Below are 23304 nucleotides of genomic sequence, written 5' to 3' on the forward strand. Positions count from 1 at the left end.
CACTATTTGCCATAACCCATATCCTATCGCCAGAATCTTACTATCAACAAAATAAGATTATTTAAAATAAAATCATAAAGTTAAAATAGACTGTTTGCTAAACAGCTTATACCATAATCCACATGTTATAAAAGGGTATTGGGTGGTTTATGGCTCTACAAGGAACGTTGATTTTGAACGGGGCAGACTATGCACCTTTCAACCTGTACGGCGTGGGCGTGTTCATGGCTTTTTCCGGTAACGGTGTCTATCGAAACAAGGGAGCCTGTGGCGCTGTAAAAGGGGATGGCCCGCTGCCTCCTGGCAAATATTGGATAGTTGATCGTGGTGCCGGCGGTTTTTTTTCAGGATTGAAAGCCAAAGGACAGGATACATGGAACAAGGTTAAGAACGGTGCAGAGTTTGGACGTGATGAATGGTTTGCTCTGTATAAGGATGATTGGGGTATTGATGACGGAACCTGGATTAACGATGTTTACCGTGGATTATTCCGGCTTCATCCTGGAACATTATCAGAGGGCTGCATAACTATTGGCCATAACTCCGACTTCGCACAAATTCGCAATGCATTGATGAACACATCGCTTATTCAGGTTCCGTGTATGCGCTCTCTTATGGCTCGTGGTTGGGTTGAGGTAGTGGCTAATGGCAACACCAACACTTGCCCGTAGATGGGGCGTAAGATTGCTAAAAACGGCTCTATTTCTGCTGATCGGTATGGCTGTAGGGAGAATATTAGGCAATCCAGAGATTTACATTAATCATGCAATTGCATCAAAGATAAGTGACCTTATTTACGGCGATATTAACGCAGAAACCATGTATGACACTTATTTTTACCTTGACGTTCTAACGGTCGTTATTACCACTACTGTTATTTATTTCATAACGATGAAGTTGATCAGAAAAATAAGGAGCAAATGAAATGCTAATCCCTCCGTACATATGGTTAAAGATGATGGCAGCGCAGACTGTAGTGGCACGCTGTCAGAAGGTTGTATCACCCTTCCACATGATTCAGATTTTGCCATGTTACGCAACGCATTGCTGAGAACACAGCAGGTGGATGTTCCTTGTATGAGAAAACTCAAGGCCTACGGCACAATTGAGGTGATTGCCAATGGCAAAACATGCCCTTAGCTTGTTTATTAAGATAGCGCTGTTTTCTGCGGTTATGCTGATTGTCTCTGAGGTGATTCCTTACGACGGTTTAGTCAGTTCAATCATTGCTCTTTTCGATTTCCAAAGCGCCAGTAATTTTACTCGTTTCATGCTGGGTGAACCTGATTTAGAGGTGTGGGAATCGTTACATATTTACTTCAGTATCCTGATTAATACCCTGATCAGTGCTCCTGTCATGAGTGCGATTATTTCTGCCTACAACGGTGTTACACGCAAAGTGAGTCCAGCTAGCCTCCCTGAGGATTGGATTTTATCCACGCTGCGGCGTTTAGCTAAGTTATTTGCGTTCACGTTTTTGTTCTGGCTACTGTTCCGCTTCTTGCCCTACCAGGTTTTTTTTCATGAAGGAGAAACATATTCAGCTCCCATTATTGCGGCAATCATGACTTTCAATTTGTTGCTAACGGTGGCTTGTTATGGGGTTGTTATGAATAAAATTACAATCAAAAGGAGTTTGTAAAATGCCTATTCCGGCTTATATGTGGCTTAAAGATGATGGTGGCGCAGATATTAAGGGAGCTGTAGACGTTAAGGATCGTGAAGGGAGTATCGAGATTATTGGCTTTAGTCACGGTTTGAACATTCCGGTGGACGGTGCCAATGGCAAGATCACTGGCAAGCGATCGCACTCTCCGATGATGATTGAAAAGGAGTTTGATAGCTCCAGCCCGTATCTATATAGAGCGGTATCGACGGGTCAGACGCTGAAAAGCGCGGAGATTCGCTGGTATCGTATTAATGATGCAGGGCAGGAAGAGTGCTACTTCATTATGACCCTTGAAGGCGTGAAGATTACAGGCGTGAATCCGGGTATGCCAAACGCTAAAATGGCTGGTAACGCGCAGATCAATCATATGGAATCTATTGCCCTTATGTACGATAGAATCACATGGCGCTATGTCGATGGTAACGTGCAGTATACCGACGACTGGAATGTGAGGGCTTAGTCAACGTTACTGAGGAAAGGCGTTTACACAGAATGATGTACAGGGTCTTTTGGGAGACAGAAAGTAGTGCTCCTGTCTCCACAAATAATCACCAGCGCAGAAGCATTAATTCTTTATGTCCCGTTTCCCCGCAATCACCCCAATAAACTCCCGGACCTGCTTCTGCTTCCTCGCCGACAGCTTCTCTACTTTGCGCATCGCTTCTTCCAGTTCGGGTTCCGGCTCAACCGCCGTCAGCACGATACAGCCCGCCATGACCCGAACCTCTACCTTCGCACCCGTCGCGAACCCGGCCGCCTCCAGCCACTGGCCCTTCATAACGATAGCCGGAATACGGGTATAATCCGGAAAGCGGCTCGCATAGCTCACGGTAAGCTGGCGCTTATTTTTCATCGACGCTTCTGCATCGAATGAATCTGCAATACAATCGGTCTCAGTCATAATTGCTATTCCCACTTAATAGTGATTGTGATGAGCGGTGCGGGCGTGCTTCAACACGCTAGCATCGCGCTAAATAACACCTGTAAATTTACCCAGTAATAAAAATAAAGTCCAACTGATAATAAAACATAATCAGCACCTTCTGGCCTATTTTAAGAATCATGGAATTAATATTTAATCGTGATGTTTTAAAATAATGAATAGAATAAATGAATGGTTTTAATTTCTTATTGGCAATTAAACTATTTAACGCGAGATATTATTATCAACCACAGGGTAAAAATGTAATATCCCCCGTTTAAACCGGACACTTCACCAGTAAGACATAGTCATAGAGCTATGTTTACGGAGTGTCCTGTGCAAAGAATCGAAGTGATCACTGGCGAGCAAAAGTGCCGTTGTTATGCTCCCGAAGAGAAAGCCCGTTTTGTTGCGCTCGCCATGCAGCCCGGCTACCCCGTCTCACTCGTTGCCCGGCTAATCTAGACACTTTAGGACTGACCCCAGCGCCATTGACATTGCTAGCCCAATCCCCACAGCTCCTGGTAACAACAAATACTGAAAACGGCAACGCTAACCACACCAATCCCGTTGCCGCCAGGCTGGAGCTGAACATGCACCAGGTATGATGATAAACAAACCCGGACTCATGGCCTGCGCCAAAGCGCCGCAGGTCCTGACAAACCAGATCGCCTGCGAGGTCAATAGCAATCCTGGTTTTAAGTGCTGGAAGACAATGGATTCTGAGATGGCTTTGCTTGTTTATAAAATATTGTATAGTTTCACTATTGGTGTAACTATACTAATTTTAATAAACTAACTTAGCCATTCTGTCATGACCTTTTCCAGTGTATCCAGGGACTGCGCGCGCTTTTCCTCCGACATCCGGCCAATATTGCGCAGCTTCCATTGAACGGCTGGCAAATTCTGAATATGGGGCTCTGGCGCTAAACTCCAGTCAGGCTCGCCGCGTTTAAATGACATCAGGAAGTCGAAATCCTGTTGAGTGAAATGTGCTTTCAACGCGCTGAGCATTCTTTCCGGGACCTCTCTTAACTCTTCCAGTGATACCTCCTCAAAAGTCATACCGCTGAATTCATTTTGAAAGGGTTCGGTAATATCCTTCCAGCGTGGCTTAAGCACTTCGGACAATGGGCGATTATGGCTGAGCAAGTAAGCGATAAAACCATTGAAAATAGCGCGGTCGATTCCTTGTGTATCAAGGAGCATTTTGACGTCGTAGAAATCTCTGGGATGCTGGCGATCTAACGCAGCACATAGCTTGCCACCGTATAAATCGGGCAGTGAGACAACCGGGATGGCGGCAAAACCAAATTCTTCCTCCACGGCTTCGACGACGTCGCGTTCTTGCGGTGGATATAGTGTTCCCCGGGCAACCGGCGAGACTTCAATTTTAATATGCGCGTCGTCCGTGGTGACAATGATGCGCATCTCATCGGGATCATGAGTTTGCAGCACTGCACGGATCCCGGCTTGCGCTTCCAGTTCAGCGGCAATACGGGTGAGTGCCTCCCGCACGTTAGGCAACGCGACCTCTCTGCTTTCCAGCGGGATCCAGGCCAGATCGATATCAACGGACAAGCGGGGAAAATCACGGATGAATAAGTTGATCGCCGTTCCGCCTTTCAGCGCAAAACAGGGCTCGTTAGCGACATAGGGTAATGCCCGCACCAGCAGGGCGACCTGGTGGTAGTAGGGAGAGGTTTTATCCATGGTTTATTCCCTTCCTGGTAAAATTTTCGGGCACGGTAATCTGGTATTGCGTGTTCAGCTTGCCATTAACAACGATTTGTCGGTTGCCCGATCCCAGGTCGATTTTGCTGGTATCTACCCGTTTAAACCATGCATGTTCATAGAAACTGGCGAAAAACAGATACAGGCGCTTGGTTTGTACGGACTGGCTGAGCGTAAGCAGCTTCTCCACTTTACGTGGGTTGAGATTGACTAGTCCCTGAAAAAGCTCGGCAGCGTGCTCAAATGAGATTTCCTGAGGTACTGCGCTTAATAGCTCGTAGGCTGCCAGTTCTGGCGTACTGGCGGTTATTTTTTTTCCTTTAACCTCAAGCTCAGTTCGGTATTTTTCATCCAGTTCAGGGAGCTTCAGAGCCGATACCACCCACCACTCAACGCCGGGAAATTCTTTAAACCATTTGGGCAATATCGCTTTGTTTTCAACGGTAAGCCAGCATTGACTCTGCTTAAGCTGTAGGTAATGGGAACGGCCCTGCCAGGAGAGACTGCTCAGTCCGGCCAGATGCACCGGCGCTTCAAGCTGGTTTTGCAGACACCATAGCGCATCACTCCAGTCTGGTTCTCGTCCTGCGCGCGCATAGACGCCAGCCCGCAGTTTTATTAACCAGCCATTTTGCGCGTATTTAAAGGCCAGAGAAGGCGATATGTTGTTCCGGGTTAGCCAGGATTGCAAAACCAGGCTTCCTGGAGAGGTATTTTGCAATAACCAGTTTATTTTTGATGCCATAGATTCACTCATGGTGTAACTATAATAAAAAAAGTAAACTATTTAGTGAGTGAAAAGTCAATGTACGGCGTCTGTCGCAGCATAAATGTTGCCCGCGAGAGTTGTATCAGTCCACGTCTATTCAAGTCTAATAAAGCAAAAAATCAGTAATAACATCGGTCCGACAGAATTATTCCTCTGGTCTATGTGATCGAGAAATGCATATCGATTTGAGTATAATGAGCTATCTCCCATGGCATGAGTTTACCAGGTGAAGAAGTTACCGGATCGGTTATCAAGGGAAAGCATCATCGAAGCCATTCGCGCCTATGACGCAGGTGTTGCTCACCAGTTCAAGGCAGCGCGGCTGTACGAAGTCGAGTTTGAGGGGCGTCGTTACCCTTCAAAGGCTATCGTGGGGATTGCCGCTTCAATGGTCACCGGCTTTGAGTTTACACCTGCGGATTTCAGCGGTGGGATCAAATCAAAATGCGTCAAGCTGCTGATGGACCAGGGGTTTCGTATTATTGAAGATCATAAAGGCAGCGTTGCTGCAGATGATTCTCTGTTCCCCGATGAGCTACTGTCGCAGGACGAGTTCGTTGAAGGGGCGGCGGTTCAGGTGATGGTAAATCGCTATGAACGGGATCGTCATGCCCGCGAGGCTGCGCTGCGCTATCATGGCTATTTATGTATGGTTTGTGCCCTCGATATGTCAAAGAAGTACGGGAACATAGCGAAAGGATTTATCCATGTTCACCATCTGACTCCGCTGTCGGCAATTAAAGAGGATTATCATCTGGACCCAAAAACCGATCTTATTCCGGTTTGCCCTAATTGCCATGCTATGTTGCATCGCCGAAATCCCCCGTTTACACCGCAAGAATTAAAAAGCCTGATGGATGTAGAATAATTATTTTTTTGCCTACAAGGAACTTAAAGGTGGCACTGTATAATATTTTTGATAAAAAACTCACAGCTCTGGAAAAAACGTCTTTCACTTCAGAAGGCCTCCAGGAACGATATGATTTACAGGCAGCGATCGAGAAAAATATCGATATTATCGCGCCAGATTGCATGGTGATCGCGGAAGAGTTTTCTGACTGGGAAGATAGCCGTCGTAGAATCGATCTGTTAGCCATTGATAAGCAGGCCAATCTTGTGGTCATCGAGCTGAAGCGAGATGAGATCGGTGCGCATATGGAGCTGCAGGCGCTAAGATATGCGGCAATGATTTCCACAATGAGCTTTACTAAAGCGTGTGAATACTATCAATCCTATTTGCTGAAGCACAATAAAGAGATAAATGCCAAAGATAGCTTACTTGAATTTGTTGACCTTGATGAGAGTGAACTCGTTGATTTTGGTAAGGATATTCGCATTATTCTTGCTTCTGCAGGTTTTAGCAAAGAGCTGACGACTACCGCAATATGGTTAAGGGATAAGGGTATCGATATTCGCTGCGTTCGCCTCACGCCGTATAGCTTTAAGGGCGAGGTTTTCATTAATGCCGAACAGATCATTCCGGTGCCGGAATTAGAAGAGTACCAGGTGAGATTCCGGGAGAAGCGGACAGAGCAAATAATCAGCAGCCAAAAATCAGAAAAAGATTACTCCGAGTATAAATATAATGGCGTGATTTATAATAAACGTAAGCTGGCCCTGGCACTTTTCACTGACTGGATTAGTAAACATAATCCCCAGGATCTTAATACGCTGAAATCTAAGCTAAGCGAAATTCTGATACACAGAACGATCGTCCTGGCCGAACAAATCCCGGAAGGCAGGCAAAACAGGTATCATATGCACGAAGATGCGCTGATCGAACTCCCATCCGGCGAACTGATTGCGATATCTAATCAGTGGGGAATTGGCAATATCGAAAAGGTGATAGATTTTTTGCGGCGGGATGGTTTCATCATTGAGAAGCACTGATGGCTTAGCAACGGCAAGACCCTCTGTCTCATATGGCAGAATGCTGCTGGATGTAATGAGGGCTTAGCCTAAGCCCTCATTTGAATTAAGCATTTTTTACCTTATGCGAGAGCCTTCAGCCCCGCTTTCCCCGCAATCACCCCAATAAACTCCCGGACCTGCTTCTGCTTCCTCGCCGACAGCTTCTCTACATTGCGCATCGCTTCTTCCAGCCCCGGTTCCGGCTCTATCGCCGTCAGCACGATGCAGCCCGCCATGACCCGAACCTCTACCTTTGCTCCCGTCGCGAACCCGGCCGCCTCCAGCCACTGGCCCTTCATAACGATAGCCGGAATACGGGTATAATCCGGAAAGCGGCTCGCATAGCTCACGGTAAGCTGGCGCTTATTTTTCACCGGCGCTTCTGCATCGAATGAATCTGCAATACAATCGGTCTCAGTCATAATTGCTATTCTCTGTAAATAGTGATTGTGATAAGCGGTGTGGACGTGCTTCAACACGTTCGCATCGCGCTAAATAACACCTGTAAATTTACCCAGTAATAAAAATAAAGTCCAACTGATAATAAAACTTAATCGGCGCCTTCTGGTCTATTTTAAGAATCATGGAATTAATATTTAATCGTGATGTTTTGAAATAATGAATAGAATAAATGAATGGATTTACTGCCTTATTGAAAATTAAACTATTTAACGCGAAATACTATTATCAACCACAGGGTAAAAATATCAGCCCATGACGCTATCCTGCGAATAAGCCCCTTCACCTCATTGACGCTCGGGAGAATGCCCGGCGTCTTCCGGAAATGTCCCGTTCTGCGGCGCGCTGCTTTTAAACGATGCGGCAGCATGAAGAAACTGATGTGTTCGGCGTGTGAATGATTCGCGCCCGAAGGTGTGGCGCGAATCGCCATCCGCGGGACAGTCCATCCGGTTATCGGCTAACGCCAATCACCGGATGTATAAAGTGACAAAGGGAGGGGAGACATCCCTGTTCCCGGCTCCCTTTAAACCAGTAGCTCCACCTGGCCGCTCTGCAGGCTTTTATGCGCCGTCTCGCAAATCCGGCTGGCCTGTAGCCCGTCGTCTGCGCTGGCGGCATACGGAGTATGGGTTTTCACCGCTTTAATAAAGTCATTAATCGGGTCAATACCAAACCCGCTGGCGACGCCGTCGCGGTAGGTAATAAAGTAGCTGTTCGGGGTTTTAACCGACTGCTGGCCGAAGATCTCCAGCCCGCGGTTTTGTGAATCGGAGCGGATCCAGGCGTTCTCGCACAGCACTGCCATGCGCCCGTCGTTATCTTTCGGGAAAGCGGCGGGCAGGACCCAGCTGTTCTCAATCACCCACGAACTGCCGTCCTCCATCAGGAGGGTGCTTTGCACGCTGTCCCACGTGTCCAGCCCCTTGCTCGCCAGCAGCCGTTTCTGCCCGACCGCGTAAACCGATTTCACCTCCTGCCCGCTGATATAGCGCACCAGGTCGAAGCAGTGCGAGCCGAGGAACCACACCGGCGAACTCTGTGCCGACCAGGCCAGCCATTCGCTCGGAACGGCGATCACGTCATCCATATTGATATAGCCGCGCAGGATCTTGCCGCTTTCCGCCTTCTGTACCTCCATGCGCACGCGGAGCGCCGCCGGGTCCCAGCGCTTGTGAAAGTCGACGCCGACGGTCACCCCGTGCACCACGGCGGCGGCAATAATCGCCTCGCAGTCGGCGACCGAGGTCGCCAGCGGTTTCTCAATCAGCACATGCTTACCCTGGGCAATAGCCTGCAGCGCAGGTTCCTTATGGAAAGGATCGGAAGTCGCCACGGAAATGATATCCACCTGCTGTTTATCGAGCAGCGCGGGCAGGCTGGCATAGCCCGGAATGCCCAGCTCATTCGCCGCGGCATGGCACCGCTCCACGTTGTTGTCACACACCGCGACCAGCTCCACGTCCGGGTTATGCAGATAGGCGTTGATATGATGTTTGCCGTAAATTCCCGCGCCGACAACGGCCACTTTTAAGTTGTTCATCATGATGACGTTCCTTTCAGATGTATTAAAACAGTCCCAGGGAAAATACCCAGCCAATCATCACGGCCAGCGGGCCGGTTAGCTGGCGGGAAAGCAAGAAGGCCGGTACGCCGCTGGCAATGGTCTCCGGTTTGGCCTCCTGCATCGAGAGGCCGACGGGGACGAAATCGCAACCCACCTGCACGTTAATGGCGAACAGAGCGGGCAGGGCGAAGGCTGGCGAGATATGTCCCAGCCCAATCTGGGTGCCAATCATCACCCCCACGACCTGGGTAATCGCCGCGCCGGGCCCGAGAATGGGCGACAGAAAGGGGATGCCGCAGATCGCCGACAGCAGCAACAATCCCCACAGCGAGTTCGCCATTGGCGTCAGGGCGTGGGCGATTACGTTGCCCAACGACGTGGCCTGCACGATAGCGATCAGCACCGACACAAAGGCCATAAAGGGGATCACCGTGCGCAACGACACGTCCACCGCCTCGCGGCTGGCGGCAAACAGCAGGGCAATCACGTGGCCGGTCTTGTTGCCGAGCTTTTCCACCGCCAGAATCAGCATGTTGCCGGGCGTGGTGGCGAGCTCGGGCGATGCGGCTGGCAGGGAAGGTTCGACAATCGCCGTCTGCGGCTCGCTCGCTAATGTCTCCCGGGTAATACGCGTAATCTGCGCCTCCCGCACGTCTGAAACGTAGTTGCCGGCGTTGATAAACTGCGCCAGCGGTCCGGCCTGGCCGGTGGGCATCACGTTAATCGTTTTGATCCCTTTTTTGGGATACAGACCGCAGCGTAGCGAACCGCCGCAGTTGATCACCACGCACAGCGTCTCCTCATCCGGCGGGACGGCCTGAAAGCCGTTGATAACTTCCGATTGCGTAAGCTCACCCAGCCTGCGGGCGACGGGATGGATTTCGCGTCCGGTCAGCGAGACCACCTTCAGGCCGCTGCCGATTGGCAGCGCCAGCCCGGAACCGTAACCCTCGCTGCCGGGAGCAACATTGACAACGTTCATCGCGTCCCCTCCTTAACGGTCATATCCCCTTGTAATGCAACGAGCGCTGGCGCGTTCCCTGCCAGATGCACGGCTCCCGAATGGCGTGGCGTGCTGGCGCCGTCAAAGATGAAGGTCAGGTGCCCGAGTTCCAGCAGAGCCTGTAGGGCATGGCTGCCAACGGCGCTGATAGTGTAGTTTTCGCCGTCGATAACTAACCGATCTCCCGCCAGGAGACGGGCATGCTCGTGCCGGAAAACTGGCCTCAGAGCGAGGGCATAGTCCAGGCAGTCCGCAGGGCCGTCGGCGCGGAAGGTAATCAGTAGGTTATCCGCCAGCCCGTCCGCTACGTGAGGGCCGATGCGTTCGATATGGGCCTGATAGATCATGCTGTACCTCCCGTTGCTTTATGGCGTAAGCGCAGGAACAGATATTCGGTGATCATGCCGCGCAGCAGGCCGATTATGATGGCGGCAGCGATATAGCGTAGCGCCAGCTCGGTTACCGGTAGCCCGAGCGTCTGGATCCCTGCGGCGACGCCGAGCCAGACAAACAGCTCCGAGGGCACCACGTGGGGAAAAAGGCTGGTTAGCGGATGGGCGGTGGTGCCCAGAGCGTCTTCATAACCGGGTTTGCTCTTTTCAGGCAGCAGCTTGCCGAGCGTCAACGCGCCGGGGCTGCTCATAAAAAACCAGCCGAGGATCGGCAGCAGGCCATAGGTCAGAATGCGCGAGCGGCCAAGCACCGTCGCGACCCGCTCCATGCGCTGCTGGCCTACCAGCTTCATCAGAAAGTTGATGGCGAGCAGCAGGCAGATCAGCATCGGGATTATCCCGCGCATCATGTCGAGAAAGACCTTCCCGGCGAGCTGGAAGATATCGATAAAGCTTTCAGCAAGGGTAACCAGAAACATGGCGACCTCCTTGCGTAGGGCGAGTGAGCAGTGCGGCAGCGGTGGTGATTTTCATAAGTAAAGTTCCCTGTGGTGGTTAAGGTTACAAACGAAACTCATTGTTTTAACGGGGTTATATTTGGATTCCTCTGGAAGCTAAAGCAGTTGCCTTTGTTATGTACCTAAGTTACGGAACGGCCAGGATCCCTATGTTTCACGCCTAATAAATAAGCTGGCGGCTATTTTTCTTCTTTTCTTCGGTCATAGCGCGTGAGCTACCGTAATGCGCTCTGTTTTTTTCTGGGGAGCGTTGGATAATAAATTATCCCATTTTGGGATAATCATGGAAGCGATCAATATTCGATTTTGGGATATAGATCGAGAAAAACAACATGCCTTCTATTTATTCTGAAGAATATCAAATGGTTATAAAATTATTGCGCACGGCAAGGAAGGCGAAGGGGTTAACTCAGGTAAAGCTGGCCCAGGCACTGGGGCGCCCACAATCATTTGTCGCCAAAATGGAGAGTGGCGAGAGGAGATTAGATGTCGTGGAATTTGCACATATTGCTGTCTTGCTTTCTATTGATCCGGCTAATATATTAAATATTATTATGTCGAAATATAGAACATAAGGGTTGAATCATTTTTCGGGTCTTAAATTATTGGTGCTGGTTGGGGGGTGTTTGCATATTGCTAGCTTTGTTTTAGCCAGGGATAAGGACCCCATAATAATAGGGTTGTTATTAAAACGGCATTGACCCGCGCGATAGGGAGACTCGGCTGACAAATAGTATTCAAGCCTAATATACAGATAGCCATTATTGTTTTGCCAGGATTAACGAAACAAACGGCGCCTGTGCGCCGTAATGGTGGGGGCGGTTAATCGCGGGTTTGCACCCAGAACGCGTGAATCAGGCCGGGAATATAACCCAGCAGCGTCAGCACAATGTTAAGAATAAATGCCCAGCCGAAGCCTTTACCCAACAGTACGCCAAGCGGCGGCAGAATAATCGTTAAAACAACTCTCCAGAATCCCATATACGCTCCCTATAAGAAAAATTAACCGTTTTACCTGATTAAGCTTAGTAATTCTGCCCGAGACTGCCAGTTTGCCCGGCGGTTTTACTCTCCTTTACGCTGAAGGCGGGCGGTAACGAGTGCCGGAGATGGCGTCCTTTATTTATCTTAGCGCGGTCTGCGCGCGCAGTTCCTGAGGATGATTGCCGAAGCCTTCCCCCGCAGCGCGATGCCGATAGCGCCTTGCATCGGGTTCTGTACATCCTGCAGATAGAAGTCATTTCCCAGATTTATTCGCATGGAGGGCATGGAGCGCGCAGTCGATGCCCGCGATAGAGAAGGCGATAGCGTCCAGCTCCGCAGTATTAATCACTCCCGACGCTATCTTATTGTTCCGTCCGAGTGCGCCGCTGATTTGCCGTGGTGTTTTGTAACCCCTTCGCCACATCGATATTTCGTTAATTATTTCCCCCTCGAAAAACGGATTGCCTTATTGTGAACAAAACTACCATCAATTCTCGTGGCTGAATATCTGGCTTATCGGCGTTATAATCAGTGCCTGTATATAGTCGCAGAGTGTTTTAAACTCGAATACCTGTTGGGTAAATGAAATGCTTGCCATGTGTAAGTCAGGTGTTTTAGAACGGTTAAAACCTGGTGTGGTCTCGTAACAATCTGATCTTAATATATCAATCTTATCGGCCGCTATTTTCAGGATATAGAAGCAGACGACTATTTTCAGAAGGTTATCGGATGTTTTGATATGTTTCTACCGACATCGCGGTCTGTGGTGCAATACTCCAGCTTTCTTTATCATTTGCGTTCATCATCTCATGCGTTTCAGCCGTCCCGACTGCCGGCGGAAAGTAAGCAGTCAGAGGAAAATCTGGCTAAATATACCGCTGGCGGGGAAGAAGATGATGCTGCGTGATATGCGTTACCGGGAACGGTGATGAATAAACTAGTCATTCTGGTAACCTTTTAAAAACCTTTAGGAAGGCATTAGCATTTATAATTAGTTACACCAATGCTAACCTGGAAACAAGTTGATAGTCTGTCTATGGATGTTGCTGAAATAAATAGATATCCCTCGCATTTTGCGTATTGCGATATGGATTTTCTACACCGGAACATAGTTAAATTCCGTTTGTTAATCTTTATTCGATCGGTTAATATTTGCGCGAAAAATTTTCTTCATTCGTCGAATATCTAACTCACTGATTTCAAAGACACTGGTAGCTAAGGGTGTAGTAATATGGATCGCTCAGATAACATCCAAAGCTTTATTATTGGGGAGAGGGCTGCGTTCGTCCCTTCCCAGCGGGTGATTGTTGATAAGCTAAATGCAAAAGAAATTAAGCTACATCTTCCTGCGAGCTGCTGTCTGGAAAAGTTACTCCGTCACCAGGGAGAAATTGTTTCTCAGGAAGAGCTGATCCTCTGCGGATGGGGAAGCAAGCGCAATGCCGGCGTGAGCCATAACACTTATTATCAGTGTATTTTACATCTCCGAAAGTCCCTTGCAGTTATAGGGTTTTCAGACGTTATTGACACGGTGCCAAGACACGGATTGAGGTTTAATAATAGCGTAAAAGTAGCATATCTGTATCCGGATGAAGATAATGAGCTACAAATTGACAACAGTGTAAAAATCGACCTTGACGGCAAAGAGGTTCTGGCTCCGAATAATATCCCGGATGAAATTCCAGCCCTGGCAGAGGTTGAGGATACTCTGGAGGCATTTAATAGCACGCCCGAGGTATTACACGATCCGGCGGTAGATGAAATCAAGCCAGCAGAGAGTTCGATAAATAGTGATGGCAATAACAGAAGTAAATGGTTAAGGAATGCAGGGATAGTCGTCATTGTGGCGATGGCTTTAGTGAGTATTTTTAATCATCACTATAGCGCCGGCGGCGATGCTTTTGCTGACTATATAAAAATCTCTTCCGATGGCTGTACTCTATTTTCAGCAGACCGCAATTATTCACCCGCCGAGATTAAGGAAATCCTCAGCGCCCTGGGGTTATCCTGTGCGAATAAAGAAGTGGTTTATTTTACTGCGTCGCCAATGAATACACGCTTAAACTTAATGTATTGCCCCGTATACGATAAAAACAATCAAAACTGCCGCTCGCTGACGGTAATGAAAAACATGAAGGTAAAGTAATGCGAACAAAGATATATTACCTGGCAGCTTTACTGATAGCGACTGTATTTGCGGCGGTCTATTTTTTCAATCCGGCTGATTCAGATAATAAAATTGTATGCCAGAGCCGTCATACCTTACTACATGATGGTTTTCGTCTGGACTCAAATTTTGGTTTCACCCTGGGGAATGATAAAGGCGAACTCACGGTGCACGCCATCGCCGCTGAGAATGGCGTGCAGTCGCAGGTTGGCAGGGTCATTAATTTTACATACGTGAAAAATAATGATGTTTACATACTTAAAAATCAGTATGTCGAGTACCTGAGTACCGATAACAGCAAAGGCAGCAATGTGGATTTTCATTTTCCTGCATTCTTTTATGAAGCAGGAAAAGAGCTTGCGCTGAAGATTGAGTACGATAAGTATAACAATCCTGTCATCTACTTACATAATATGCCAATGTTCTACTGTAAGAAATATAATCACGTTTAAATCATCCGGCAGGAATCTGCCCGTCATGGCCGGTTATGCAAAGAGCGCCGTGGCATGAAAGGACGATGACGGTCTCAGAGCACTTTTTGCTTATGACATACGTAGGCTGGCAAGGTAGAGAATATAAATAAATAGCTGTTCTGTTGTTCAAGTATTTTCACGTAAATATCTTTTTTGGGATAAACGAAAAACATAGGTTCATATTTCTCTAACCAGCTGTTGTTAACGGTTTCATCAGGGAAGACGACATTGTTAACCGAGTGCAGGTGATAAACGTTGTTGCGCTTTTCAATGTTGAAAAATATTTTTCGATTGAATTTGTTTGCCCCGTTAGTAAGGGAGCGGCCATTCATGCTGAGCATGCCGCTATCTTTGCTAATTCTGTAAGTTAACGAGACATAGAGGTTCTCGTCCGCGTGGTGCTGAACAAAGGTTGCTTTGCATGTGAATTCAAGCGGCTGATAGCGCTGCCACAACGAATAACCTGCCAGTATTAAAGTTAAAAATAAGCATACACAAAGCACATACACCGATACACGGTAATGTCTCATTCTAATGATCCTCAATAAAATAGTTTGAAATACAGTAGTTAGGGCTGGACATGGGTTTATTACAGCGAATCACCGAAGCCCTGGGCAGCATGGCGTATCTGCTGATATATACCCATGGGAACTTTTGGCAGTCAGATTTGAACTGAACGCCGTAGTTAAGCGCTTTCGTTCGTTCATCGGCGCTATGAATATCTTTATTGAGGAACAGGTGGCAGCCATTGGTGTTGACGGTGAGCTGATAGTTTTCGAAGTAACGCTGGTCCTGGAAGTGGCCCACAATGACCTTGAGGTCCGTCAGTAGAATAGAAAAGATAAGAATCGAGATGAGCAAAAAAAGTTTACTGAACCTGCCGGCGTCTCTCTTTTGCAGGTACAGCGGATCGGGAATGTCGGGGGCTGATGTCGGTATATCAGCAACGGACTCGACTGTTTCGTGCGGGCTGCTGGCTTGGCCAGAGTCCGCCTTGTTCAACTCATCATAAGATGCGGACAATGCCGCGTCATCGGCTGCCTCCCCGTCATCATTGTCTGGCGCTGGCGGGTCGGTGGATTCAATGGTCTGAATCTGTGTATCAAGGGCCAGCGTTAAGCCAATACGCGGTATCGTTGTGATGGGGTCGCTGGTAAACCCAATCTCTTTCATCCCCTTTCTGAGTAGACAAATGTTTTGATAGTAGGTATTTGCTGAGACAACGAGCCCGAGTTTTTCCCAAACGTTATACATAAACTCTTGCTGCGTCACAATTGTGCCGGATCTCTCGATTAATAATAATAAACAACGGCTTGCCGGAGAGTTCAGAACGACCATATTCGTGGGGATGATAATGTTTCTTAACTTGCGGGTCGTTGGGTGGAATTCAACAGCATTGTTAATAACGTAATATCTATGCATTAATTATATATAACTCATTCAGCAGCAGGTAAGATTTATCTTGCGGATGCAGATAAAATTAAGATATTTTCACATTTAGATAAAAGTATAAGTGATAGATTAAGCACTGCATACTCTGGCTCCTGGCGAAAAGTCTTATTTATATAATTGCTTTGAATCAACGAGCCTGTCCGGGCGGACTATCGCGGGCAGGATATTCTTTCCCTCAATAACAGAAGCGAATCATCGGGTTGCCATTACGCGTCTGCATGAACCTGAAGGCAGATTGTCTGAAATCAGATTAAGTTAAGAGCGATCCCGGCATGATTTTTACTTGATATTTTAACCTGTCGATACAGCGAAATGATGGCATAACGCTTTTGCCATTATTCAATAAAGTATTCGGAAATACACGCAGTCGATTGCGCGAAGGGTTTATTACAGCGGATGATCGAGGTTCTCGGGAGGTCTGTTGTTGTCGTCACGTATACCCAGGGATAGTTCCGGCAATCGCGGGTGATATGTTCGCCATATTTGCTGAGCACTGCTTTTTTCAGGCTGTCGGATGCCGGTTCTGCAGAAAAAACGTGGCAGCGTTGTTGGGGCGAGGTTATCGTTTCATAGCCAGAAAAATAGCTTTCTTTTATACCCGCCATGTATGAGAAAAGCGCAGCCATCGCCACGATGGCTGCCGCCAGAAGAACGCCATTTTTTACCGTGAAAACCGGTCGGCGTCTCTTAATACTGACAAGAGTGGCTGGCAAGGGTTTGTTGCCGTCTCCCGACCATGCCGGCTCATTTTTTACGCTATATTCGTCCATAATCGTCGATGCGAGTTCAATCTCCTTGTGGCTATTGTTTTTAACCACCGCGATCGATGTACTGTGGATCGGTTTCTTGGTGCTTCCTGAGTCAGGGGATTCGCCCGTGACTGATTGACGGATTTGCGTGCCGGAGGCCAGAGTCAGCCCGATCCGCGGAAGGGTGATAATCACATTTTCCTCTAACCCGGCATGGGTAAGGCCTCTGCGGAGAATCGAGATATTCTGGTAATAGGCGTTGGCGGTGACTCGCATGCCGCTCTGTTTCCAGACAATCTCCATAAAATCCTGCTGCGTGACGACATCGCCCCCATGATTAATTAATAACAGCAAACAGCGTCCGGCGGGTAAATTAAGCGTGACCTTAAGATCTGGATTGTGGATATTACGTAGGGTGCTTGTCGCCGGCTGGAACTCTACGCATTCATTAATGATATAATTAGTGCGTAAGTCTGTTATTAATTTATGTAATTTATTGCTGTCGTTCGCCATTTTATTTATCTCCTGGTAAAAGACAAGCATAAGCACGTGAGCGTAATCGCTGTAAAATGAATTTTTTTATTATTATATTATTTATAACATTCTCGTTCGTGACGTTAGGTGAAGGCCCGCGAGCCGTTTCGCTCTGAGCCTGTCAAAGGAACGCTCAGGCCAGATATATAAAAAAACGGCAACGAGTCAGAGCGGCAGAACGGTCTCCTGACTTCAGGGCTGGCCTAAGGATAAGGGTCCCGAGAGTCGTTTTGTCGCATGAGTCGGGCTGTTAACGTCCGAATGCGGAGGTTCGTGTGGCAGGCGTTGGCAATGTTATTCAAAATACCCGTATCTACCCCAATCGTTTAAGCCCTCTTGCTGAGGGCATTTTATACTCTGAATGCCGGGGATTAATCTTCCTGGATAACGACCTCCAGAACCGCTTTAACCGGCCCGTCCGTAATAGCAGGATTTATCATGTAATAATCAGCGGTAAAGCTGATGTCCTGATCAAGGCTAAGGGACGGAATAGTGTAGGCATCGGTATCGAAAAATTTCATCGGAATATTATTTTTTTTCAAAATGATCCCAACGTTGTTGGCGCCTCCGGCTCCTGCTGTATTTTCCAGTACTCCTGGATCGGCGCCAACCGCTCCCTTGGGGTTAAACCAGTAGGTGAGTTTCTTACCTTGCAGCTCAGTTGGGCAGGTAATATTCATGTCAATTGCTTTACCTTTGCCGGTTGTCGCCCCGCGAGCAAGCGCCAGCAGATCGCTTTTGGCAATTCTTTGCAGATCGACCGTGCCCGGCCCTTTAAGAGAAATATTGCAGCTCTCATTACGAAAGGAAATTGCCCTTGTTGTTTTGGGGTTGACCCAGTAGATTGCGCCTTTTCTCGCATATGACAGGTCGGCCGGGTCTGCTACGCGAAACTCAATTTCAACATTGATATTAGTCGCTCCGCTGGTATCAATGGGGCCCGTTTTAATTAACCAGGCAGAAAAGAACGGCGTCACGGGAACCTGTGACGATTGGCTAAAAGGCGTCGGCCAGCTCCCTGCCTTTCCGACAGTCTGCTTACCGACTCGGCTAGAGGATATATCGCTGAACTGAATACCGATGCCGTCAACGCCGGTTTCATAAACCGGCATGCCGCGAACGGTCAGCCCGGGAATTTCTGGCCTGCTCACGTAGATGATATATTGCGCACCCGGCTCGCAAGTAAACTGGCGGGTATGCAGGTTCATACCGCCTACCGTTCTGCTATAAAGAATTGAGCCAACCGGAAGAGTAGGATCGGCTGATATCTTGGGATATAACGTCATCCCCTGTCGTTCTTCCGTTCCCCAGCCACTCTGATTACTATCAGAAGATGTATAAGTGCATAGCCGTGCAGCCGAAACCCCGCCGCAGAAAAATATTCCGGCCAGCAGTACAATCATTTTTTTCATTTCACTCATCTCTTTATGATTATTATCGACACAGGGCTTCAGTCTGGCTGACTCCGGCGTTTTTCTTCTGGCTGACAGGTAAGGTATAGATGGCGGTACATTTCTGGCCCGCATTTTTACCCCAGCTGACCGTCAGCGCACCCGTTGGCTGCAGGCCGGTCATATAAACCATGCCTGCGTCGCTCACGATGTTGGCCTGGGATTTAGCCGCACCGGCAAGCGTGGCCATCGCGCCAAATGGTACCTCCCGGCCTGCTGCCGTTTTAAGCCGAATAAATGCCCGCTGCCCAATATTCCCGGCATAGTTTGCGCGCACGATGGCGCCACGGGTGGGAACAACCTGCTGCGTGGTCTGCATCAGCTCCATGTCGTCGCCAAAGGATGTGCTGTCCAGAGTGATATCGGTACTGCGGTAGGGGGTAATATAGGGAACGATGGCGTAGCCGCGACTGTCGGTGACGATCGTTGAATCCGAGCTGAGCCTGACGTTGTCCAGACCTGGGGCCTGGATTAGCACGGCCGCGTTGCTGATATTCTGGCCAAACGTTATTCCGTTCGCATGCGCGATCAGGCTGCCGCTGGCGCCGTAGTCGAACCGCCGGCTGTTGTTGTCGTAGCTGTAGCCGGCGTTGACGCTGCCGCGCGAGCCGTTATAGGTTCCCCTGAGGTCGCCGCTATAGTGCTCACGGTTGCTGTAACCCTGCTGGATGTCCCAGTCGAGATTATTGTTTTCCAGCCCGATGCCGCCTAAAGAAACGTACTGATCCGTAGAGCCAGGGCTACTTTCGGTGATCTGATAGCTGGCATAGGTATTTGGCAGCCAGTTGCTCAGAGGTATGGAGATGGTGAGCGCGAGGCGCTGATCGTTTCGCACCTCATGGCTGGAACTGTGTGTACCCCAGGTATAGCGGTTATAGCTATAGCCCAGATAGTAGTTAACACCCCGCCAGCCGCCGTTATAGCCGAGGCTCAATGATTTATTTGTACGCTTGTTATCCCAGTAATCTTCGATGAGGGCGCTGATGGACAGGGTGCCTCGCGATTTTCCCAGGCTCTGGTTAAGCGTCAGGTTAGTACGATTGCGTAAAGAGCGCGCCGAGTAATAACGTCCGTCATCGGAATAGGTATTAAGCACTTCGGAAAGGGTGTTAAACCCTTTTGTCGAGTAGCGATAGCCGGCAATAGTGAAATTGGTTCCGGTTTCGATAATATTTTTACCGTAGCGTATGCGCCACGACTGGCCGGACGTTTTATCGTCATAGCGTTTTTTCGACCATGCCTGAGTCACGTCGGCCGACAGGGCGCCCAGGTTGGCGAGGTTATACCCCATTCCGCCAGAAAGGGCCTGATATTTTGCCGATGCCTGCATACCGCCAAAAATGGTGGCGCTGGTTGATAAGCCGTATTTGGCGGTGGCCTGTGTAAAAGGAGTTTCATCAATGGTGCCGACGTAAGGGCGGTATCTCCCCGAGGTGATTTCATATTCGAACTGGTTCTCCCTCAGCATCACCGGCAGAGCCGCAAAGGGCACGATAAAGTTCTGTCTCGAGCCGTCGGACTCTTCAACCGTAACATACAGATCGCCACTCCCGCCGCTGGGATACATATCCGTAATTTCAAACGCGCCCGGCGCGACGTAGGTCTGGTAAACCTGATAGCCATTCTGTTTGATCACCACGCGGGCATTGGTTTTAGCAATACCGCGGATCACCGGGGCGTAGCCGCGCATACTCTCCGGCAGCATGCTGGTATCCGTCGCCAGCTGCACGCCGGAGAAGGGGACGCTATCGAATATGCCGGATAGAGAAGAGCTTTCGCCGATGATCAGGTCGCTGCTGATAGAGCGTAAGCTGCGCTGCAGATAAAGATAGGCGGAATCAAAATGAGTTGATTCCCCCTTACTTTTGTTCCACATGCTAAGGTTCCTGATGCGCCAGGGCCCGAGGTTTATTCCGGACTCCAGATTCAGGCCGTAGTATTCATTATCGCTTTTATAATCCTGCGAACCGTTAAACTGGTAGTTCACAAACATGGCGTTTATGCCGTCATCAAACTTTTCCGGCGGGATGTAGTCGTTGGCTACCGTGCTCATCGCGGCCTGAGGGGTGGAAATATCCAGGCGCTGGGCGGTAAAATCGAAAATTGTTTTGCTGTCTGGAATAATATCGAAGTTGGCGCAGCCTTGTTCGTTCTCTTTTAGCTCGGGGAATGATTTAACTCTGACGCCATACCGGGCGAGGGCCTCCAGCGTAAAGCAGGGGGTTAGGTTTAGCTGTTTATCAAGCCTGCTGCTGCGCTCGGTCGCGACAAATTTAACGTTTTTGGTTTCCAGGTAGCGACCATTAAAGACGACGTCAACCCGGTAGTCTCCCGGAGCCTGAGCGTTGACCGACTGATAAATTGACAGGTCGGGGACGTTGGAGGCATCACCTCCATTGGCTGATGTAATAAATGCGGGATCAAAGAATTCACGCGCATTCACCGTAGTGTGAATGCTCGCCGTCATTATAGTAATAATCGCTATGCAGAGCGTAGATAGCCTGAAGTGATCTTTGTGTTCTATTGGCATAAAAACATCCATTTATAAATGCGAACTGTTTATGGCAATTTCGATGAATAGAGGGAACCTGCACCTCCATAATCATTGACTATTTTCCACGTTACTTTGGTAGCATTGCCGTTATCTTTTAGCGTTATAGCTTTTGAGGAGAAAGGCTCAATAAATTTAATTTGTGCCTGATATTCACTGGCGCCAATCTGGACATTTCTGAAATAGAAGAAAAATGGCGTTGGGTTTTTTATGGTGAGCTGATTTCCGGCCCTGCGCCATTCTATTTTTTCGGCTTCGGTATTATTGGACAGCTCGGCTAGCGCCTTCGGTCGGTAAATAAGCCGCATGCGATGGCGAACGGCGAGCTGTATAGTATTGCTGCTCGCATAGGTATCATCCGACGGCGGGATGGCCATAATATTGAAAAAATAGGATGATTCACGGTCAGCAGGGGCGTTAACGTTGCCAGTGGAGAATATACGGACGGTATTTTTCTGTTTCATCTCCAGGCGGAAAAGGGGGGGCGTGACCATAAATGCAGGAGGTTTTCCCTCTGCTGCTTCAACCCACGATTTGATCAGGTAAGGCATTTCGTCTTTATTATCAATCTGCGCAGATATCTCACGAGCGCCTTCTTTATAAAGATAGCGAGTTGATTCGATAACAATGCCTGCATGCGCAAAGCCGCTCAGTATCATGGCGAAGGCAATGATTGCCTTGATCATCATCTGGTACATTAGATTCCTTCAGCATTTAATTAAAAGGGCCTGCTAAATGAGCAGGCCCCTTAAAAATTAATTAGATGGTGTAATCAATGGTAAAGGTTGCAACACCTTTAACCGGGCCTTCAGTAACCGGGTTTGCCGCGTTGACTTTCACGTAGCCAGCAAGATATTCCAGGTTAGTTGCCTGCTTCGGGGTATAGGCTTCGTTAACCGCAGTGCCATCGAATTTGATGCGGGCGCTGTTGCTCAGTTTCTGAATACCAATACCGATGTTTAGAGCGCCACCTTCGGCAGTGTTGTCCAGAATCTCAGGCGTTGAAGAGGATGTACCGGTGACTTTCACGCTCAGGCCGGTAACGTTGTTTTCATCCGCGCCGCCGATAGCACAGTCGCTCACCTGGAAACCAAACTTCTGGTTTTTAAATAAGGTATTAACAGACTGACCGGTTGCTTCAGCAGTGGTCACGGTCATTAACTTAACGATACCGTTGTTGAGGGTACCGGTCGGCGTCACGACGCAAGAGGTTTTAGAGTCTGCTACTTCACCCTGAATAGTGACTTCAGCTTGGTTAGGTCCTGCCAAAACCTGAGCACTGAAAGCGGTAGCAGCAGTAATAACCATAGCCAGAATTGTTTTTTTCATCCGTTTAATCCATTCATTTAAAGTTAATATTAAGTACCGGAAAAGAGACCGCATATAGACTTCAGCAACTTCTCCCGTATGTATCCATATATACTTACTCTGCAACCCTTACGGCTTGTATGGGTAAGTGCCGCTATATTAATCCTGGTCGGTTAAAATACTCATCTGAATTTTTTTCAATAAAACTTAATACAGGTAAAACGTTAAGCTGCGAGCTGAGGTAATGGCTTTCCTGAACAATGAAGAGTGTGCTCATGGCGGGCGCTGCCGGGGCGATATAGGTGGAAAAGCATCCGTTGAGATAAGTTATGAAGTTAAACAAAGTTAATATCTATAAAGATTGAGTGCGGTTTGATTTGAGGCGCTGAGTCAGCGTCGCTCTTCTTTTAGGTAAGATAGTAGTGAAACGCTTATAATAATCGTGGTCGCGTGATTATTATTATTCATGGTAGTCGTAATATCTCTGTTATTGACAACGGTAACGCCTGGCAAGCTCTGGTGCTCAGAAAATAAAAAATGAGATAGCTACCAGTGAGCGTTGAAGTTCATCATCCATGGGCCGCTGAGTCGTTGATGATTTGGTTTTCTCCCTGGTTAATTTCATCCTATGTGGTTGTTAAGTATTGTAAATATAACCTTCTTTTTTGTGATTCAGAAAAAATAATAGTGC

26 protein-coding genes and 1 pseudogene are annotated in these 23304 nt (G+C 48.3%); 10 read left to right on the forward strand and 17 right to left on the reverse strand.

Features of this window, described 5'->3' with window-relative positions:
- Positions 1–149: 149 nt before the first annotated feature.
- The 5 genes and pseudogenes from M2416_RS14800 (at position 150) to M2416_RS14820 (ending at position 2129) form a co-directional block, all read left to right on the forward strand.
- Positions 150–671, forward strand: a complete 522-nt coding sequence (locus M2416_RS14800; protein ID WP_115193685.1) for a DUF2778 domain-containing protein — start codon at positions 150–152, stop codon at positions 669–671.
- On the forward strand, positions 646–924 hold the full coding sequence (locus tag M2416_RS14805; RefSeq protein ID WP_259225436.1) for a hypothetical protein: 279 nt from the start codon (positions 646–648) through the stop codon (positions 922–924). The genes M2416_RS14800 and M2416_RS14805 overlap by 26 nt, the downstream gene beginning before the upstream one ends.
- Before the next feature lie 54 nt (positions 925–978).
- Positions 979–1140 (forward strand): annotated as a pseudogene (locus tag M2416_RS14810) (DUF2778 domain-containing protein); the annotation flags it as partial.
- Positions 1121–1642 (forward strand): hypothetical protein, encoded by a 522-nt coding sequence (locus M2416_RS14815; RefSeq protein WP_259225440.1) that lies wholly within the window; start codon positions 1121–1123, stop codon positions 1640–1642. The pseudogene M2416_RS14810 and the gene M2416_RS14815, both read left to right, overlap by 20 nt.
- Before the next feature lies 1 nt (position 1643).
- Positions 1644–2129 (forward strand): Hcp family type VI secretion system effector, encoded by a 486-nt coding sequence (locus M2416_RS14820; RefSeq protein WP_041143831.1) that lies wholly within the window; start codon positions 1644–1646, stop codon positions 2127–2129.
- A 105-nt stretch (positions 2130–2234) separates the two neighbouring features.
- Here the strand turns inward: M2416_RS14820 and symE (M2416_RS14825) are convergent, their stop codons facing one another.
- The 4 genes from symE (M2416_RS14825) to M2416_RS14845 all read right to left on the reverse strand — a co-directional run bounded on the left by symE (M2416_RS14825) (position 2235) and on the right by M2416_RS14845 (position 5070).
- Positions 2235–2570, reverse strand: coding sequence for an endoribonuclease SymE (gene symE, locus M2416_RS14825; RefSeq protein ID WP_259225442.1), 336 nt, complete (start codon positions 2568–2570; stop codon positions 2235–2237).
- 376 nt (positions 2571–2946) lie between these two features.
- Positions 2947–3348 carry an IncC plasmid conjugative DNA transfer DtrJ family protein gene (locus M2416_RS27000; protein ID WP_405047860.1) on the reverse strand — a complete coding sequence of 134 codons (402 nt, stop codon included), beginning with the start codon at positions 3346–3348 and terminating at the stop codon, positions 2947–2949.
- A gap of 38 nt (positions 3349–3386) precedes the next feature.
- The gene (locus M2416_RS14840; protein ID WP_259225444.1) at positions 3387–4304 is read right to left on the reverse strand and encodes a nucleotidyl transferase AbiEii/AbiGii toxin family protein; all 918 of its coding nucleotides are present in this window, start codon (positions 4302–4304) and stop codon (positions 3387–3389) included.
- Positions 4297–5070: a type IV toxin-antitoxin system AbiEi family antitoxin gene (locus M2416_RS14845; protein WP_259225446.1), complete on the reverse strand. Its 774-nt coding sequence runs from the start codon at positions 5068–5070 to the stop codon at positions 4297–4299. Before M2416_RS14845 ends, M2416_RS14840 begins: the two co-directional genes overlap by 8 nt.
- A gap of 250 nt (positions 5071–5320) precedes the next feature.
- On the opposite strand from M2416_RS14845, the gene M2416_RS14850 reads away from it, so the two are divergent.
- Both M2416_RS14850 and M2416_RS14855 read left to right on the forward strand, forming a co-directional pair.
- Complete coding sequence (locus M2416_RS14850) at positions 5321–5962, forward strand: HNH endonuclease (protein ID WP_259225455.1); 642 nt, start codon at positions 5321–5323, stop codon at positions 5960–5962.
- Between the two features lie 29 nt (positions 5963–5991).
- Positions 5992–6984: a PDDEXK family nuclease gene (locus tag M2416_RS14855; RefSeq protein ID WP_076946954.1), complete on the forward strand. Its 993-nt coding sequence runs from the start codon at positions 5992–5994 to the stop codon at positions 6982–6984.
- A 101-nt stretch (positions 6985–7085) separates the two neighbouring features.
- Here M2416_RS14855 and symE (M2416_RS14860) read toward each other — a convergent pair whose 3' ends face one another.
- The 5 genes from symE (M2416_RS14860) to srlA all read right to left on the reverse strand — a co-directional run bounded on the left by symE (M2416_RS14860) (position 7086) and on the right by srlA (position 10905).
- Positions 7086–7427 carry an endoribonuclease SymE gene (gene symE / locus M2416_RS14860; protein WP_259225457.1) on the reverse strand — a complete coding sequence of 114 codons (342 nt, stop codon included), beginning with the start codon at positions 7425–7427 and terminating at the stop codon, positions 7086–7088.
- A 563-nt stretch (positions 7428–7990) separates the two neighbouring features.
- Complete coding sequence (locus tag M2416_RS14865) at positions 7991–9007, reverse strand: Gfo/Idh/MocA family protein (protein WP_259225485.1); 1017 nt, start codon at positions 9005–9007, stop codon at positions 7991–7993.
- A 25-nt stretch (positions 9008–9032) separates the two neighbouring features.
- Positions 9033–10013 carry a PTS glucitol/sorbitol transporter subunit IIB gene (gene srlE / locus M2416_RS14870; protein ID WP_259225458.1) on the reverse strand — a complete coding sequence of 327 codons (981 nt, stop codon included), beginning with the start codon at positions 10011–10013 and terminating at the stop codon, positions 9033–9035.
- The gene (locus M2416_RS14875; RefSeq protein WP_115193679.1) at positions 10010–10381 is read right to left on the reverse strand and encodes a PTS glucitol/sorbitol transporter subunit IIA; all 372 of its coding nucleotides are present in this window, start codon (positions 10379–10381) and stop codon (positions 10010–10012) included. The genes srlE and M2416_RS14875 overlap by 4 nt, the downstream gene beginning before the upstream one ends.
- A complete protein-coding gene (gene srlA, locus M2416_RS14880) occupies positions 10378–10905 on the reverse strand; it encodes a PTS glucitol/sorbitol transporter subunit IIC (RefSeq protein ID WP_259225459.1) in 528 nt (175 codons plus the stop codon). The genes M2416_RS14875 and srlA overlap by 4 nt, the downstream gene beginning before the upstream one ends.
- Before the next feature lie 371 nt (positions 10906–11276).
- On the opposite strand from srlA, the gene M2416_RS14885 reads away from it, so the two are divergent.
- A complete protein-coding gene (locus M2416_RS14885; protein WP_259225461.1) occupies positions 11277–11519 on the forward strand; it encodes a helix-turn-helix domain-containing protein in 243 nt (80 codons plus the stop codon).
- Positions 11520–11766: 247 nt separating this feature from the next.
- Here the strand turns inward: M2416_RS14885 and M2416_RS14890 are convergent, their stop codons facing one another.
- Entirely contained in the window at positions 11767–11925 is a 159-nt protein-coding gene (locus M2416_RS14890; protein WP_041143845.1) for a YqaE/Pmp3 family membrane protein, read from the reverse strand.
- Between the two features lie 1234 nt (positions 11926–13159).
- On the opposite strand from M2416_RS14890, the gene M2416_RS14895 reads away from it, so the two are divergent.
- Positions 13160–14074 (forward strand): transcriptional regulator, encoded by a 915-nt coding sequence (locus M2416_RS14895; protein WP_076946948.1) that lies wholly within the window; start codon positions 13160–13162, stop codon positions 14072–14074.
- Positions 14074–14547 (forward strand): hypothetical protein, encoded by a 474-nt coding sequence (locus M2416_RS14900; protein ID WP_076946947.1) that lies wholly within the window; start codon positions 14074–14076, stop codon positions 14545–14547. The genes M2416_RS14895 and M2416_RS14900 overlap by 1 nt, the downstream gene beginning before the upstream one ends.
- Positions 14548–14621: 74 nt before the next feature.
- On the opposite strand, the gene M2416_RS14905 is transcribed toward M2416_RS14900, so the two are convergent.
- The 7 genes from M2416_RS14905 to M2416_RS14935 all read right to left on the reverse strand — a co-directional run bounded on the left by M2416_RS14905 (position 14622) and on the right by M2416_RS14935 (position 22634).
- Positions 14622–15098: a hypothetical protein gene (locus tag M2416_RS14905; protein ID WP_076946946.1), complete on the reverse strand. Its 477-nt coding sequence runs from the start codon at positions 15096–15098 to the stop codon at positions 14622–14624.
- A 1-nt stretch (position 15099) separates the two neighbouring features.
- Positions 15100–15990: a winged helix-turn-helix domain-containing protein gene (locus tag M2416_RS14910; protein ID WP_076946945.1), complete on the reverse strand. Its 891-nt coding sequence runs from the start codon at positions 15988–15990 to the stop codon at positions 15100–15102.
- A 365-nt stretch (positions 15991–16355) separates the two neighbouring features.
- Positions 16356–17282: a winged helix-turn-helix domain-containing protein gene (locus tag M2416_RS14915; protein ID WP_259225466.1), complete on the reverse strand. Its 927-nt coding sequence runs from the start codon at positions 17280–17282 to the stop codon at positions 16356–16358.
- A 392-nt stretch (positions 17283–17674) separates the two neighbouring features.
- The gene (locus tag M2416_RS14920; RefSeq protein WP_259225469.1) at positions 17675–18715 is read right to left on the reverse strand and encodes a fimbrial protein; all 1041 of its coding nucleotides are present in this window, start codon (positions 18713–18715) and stop codon (positions 17675–17677) included.
- A 22-nt stretch (positions 18716–18737) separates the two neighbouring features.
- Complete coding sequence (locus M2416_RS14925; protein WP_259225470.1) at positions 18738–21284, reverse strand: fimbria/pilus outer membrane usher protein; 2547 nt, start codon at positions 21282–21284, stop codon at positions 18738–18740.
- Between the two features lie 29 nt (positions 21285–21313).
- Complete coding sequence (locus M2416_RS14930) at positions 21314–22003, reverse strand: fimbrial biogenesis chaperone (RefSeq protein ID WP_076946941.1); 690 nt, start codon at positions 22001–22003, stop codon at positions 21314–21316.
- Between the two features lie 61 nt (positions 22004–22064).
- Positions 22065–22634 (reverse strand): fimbrial protein, encoded by a 570-nt coding sequence (locus M2416_RS14935; protein ID WP_076946940.1) that lies wholly within the window; start codon positions 22632–22634, stop codon positions 22065–22067.
- Positions 22635–23304 lie beyond the last annotated feature (670 nt).

It is taken from the genome of Klebsiella sp. BIGb0132, assembly GCF_024810075.1.
Taxonomy (GTDB): Bacteria; Pseudomonadota; Gammaproteobacteria; order Enterobacterales; family Enterobacteriaceae; genus Klebsiella; species Klebsiella terrigena.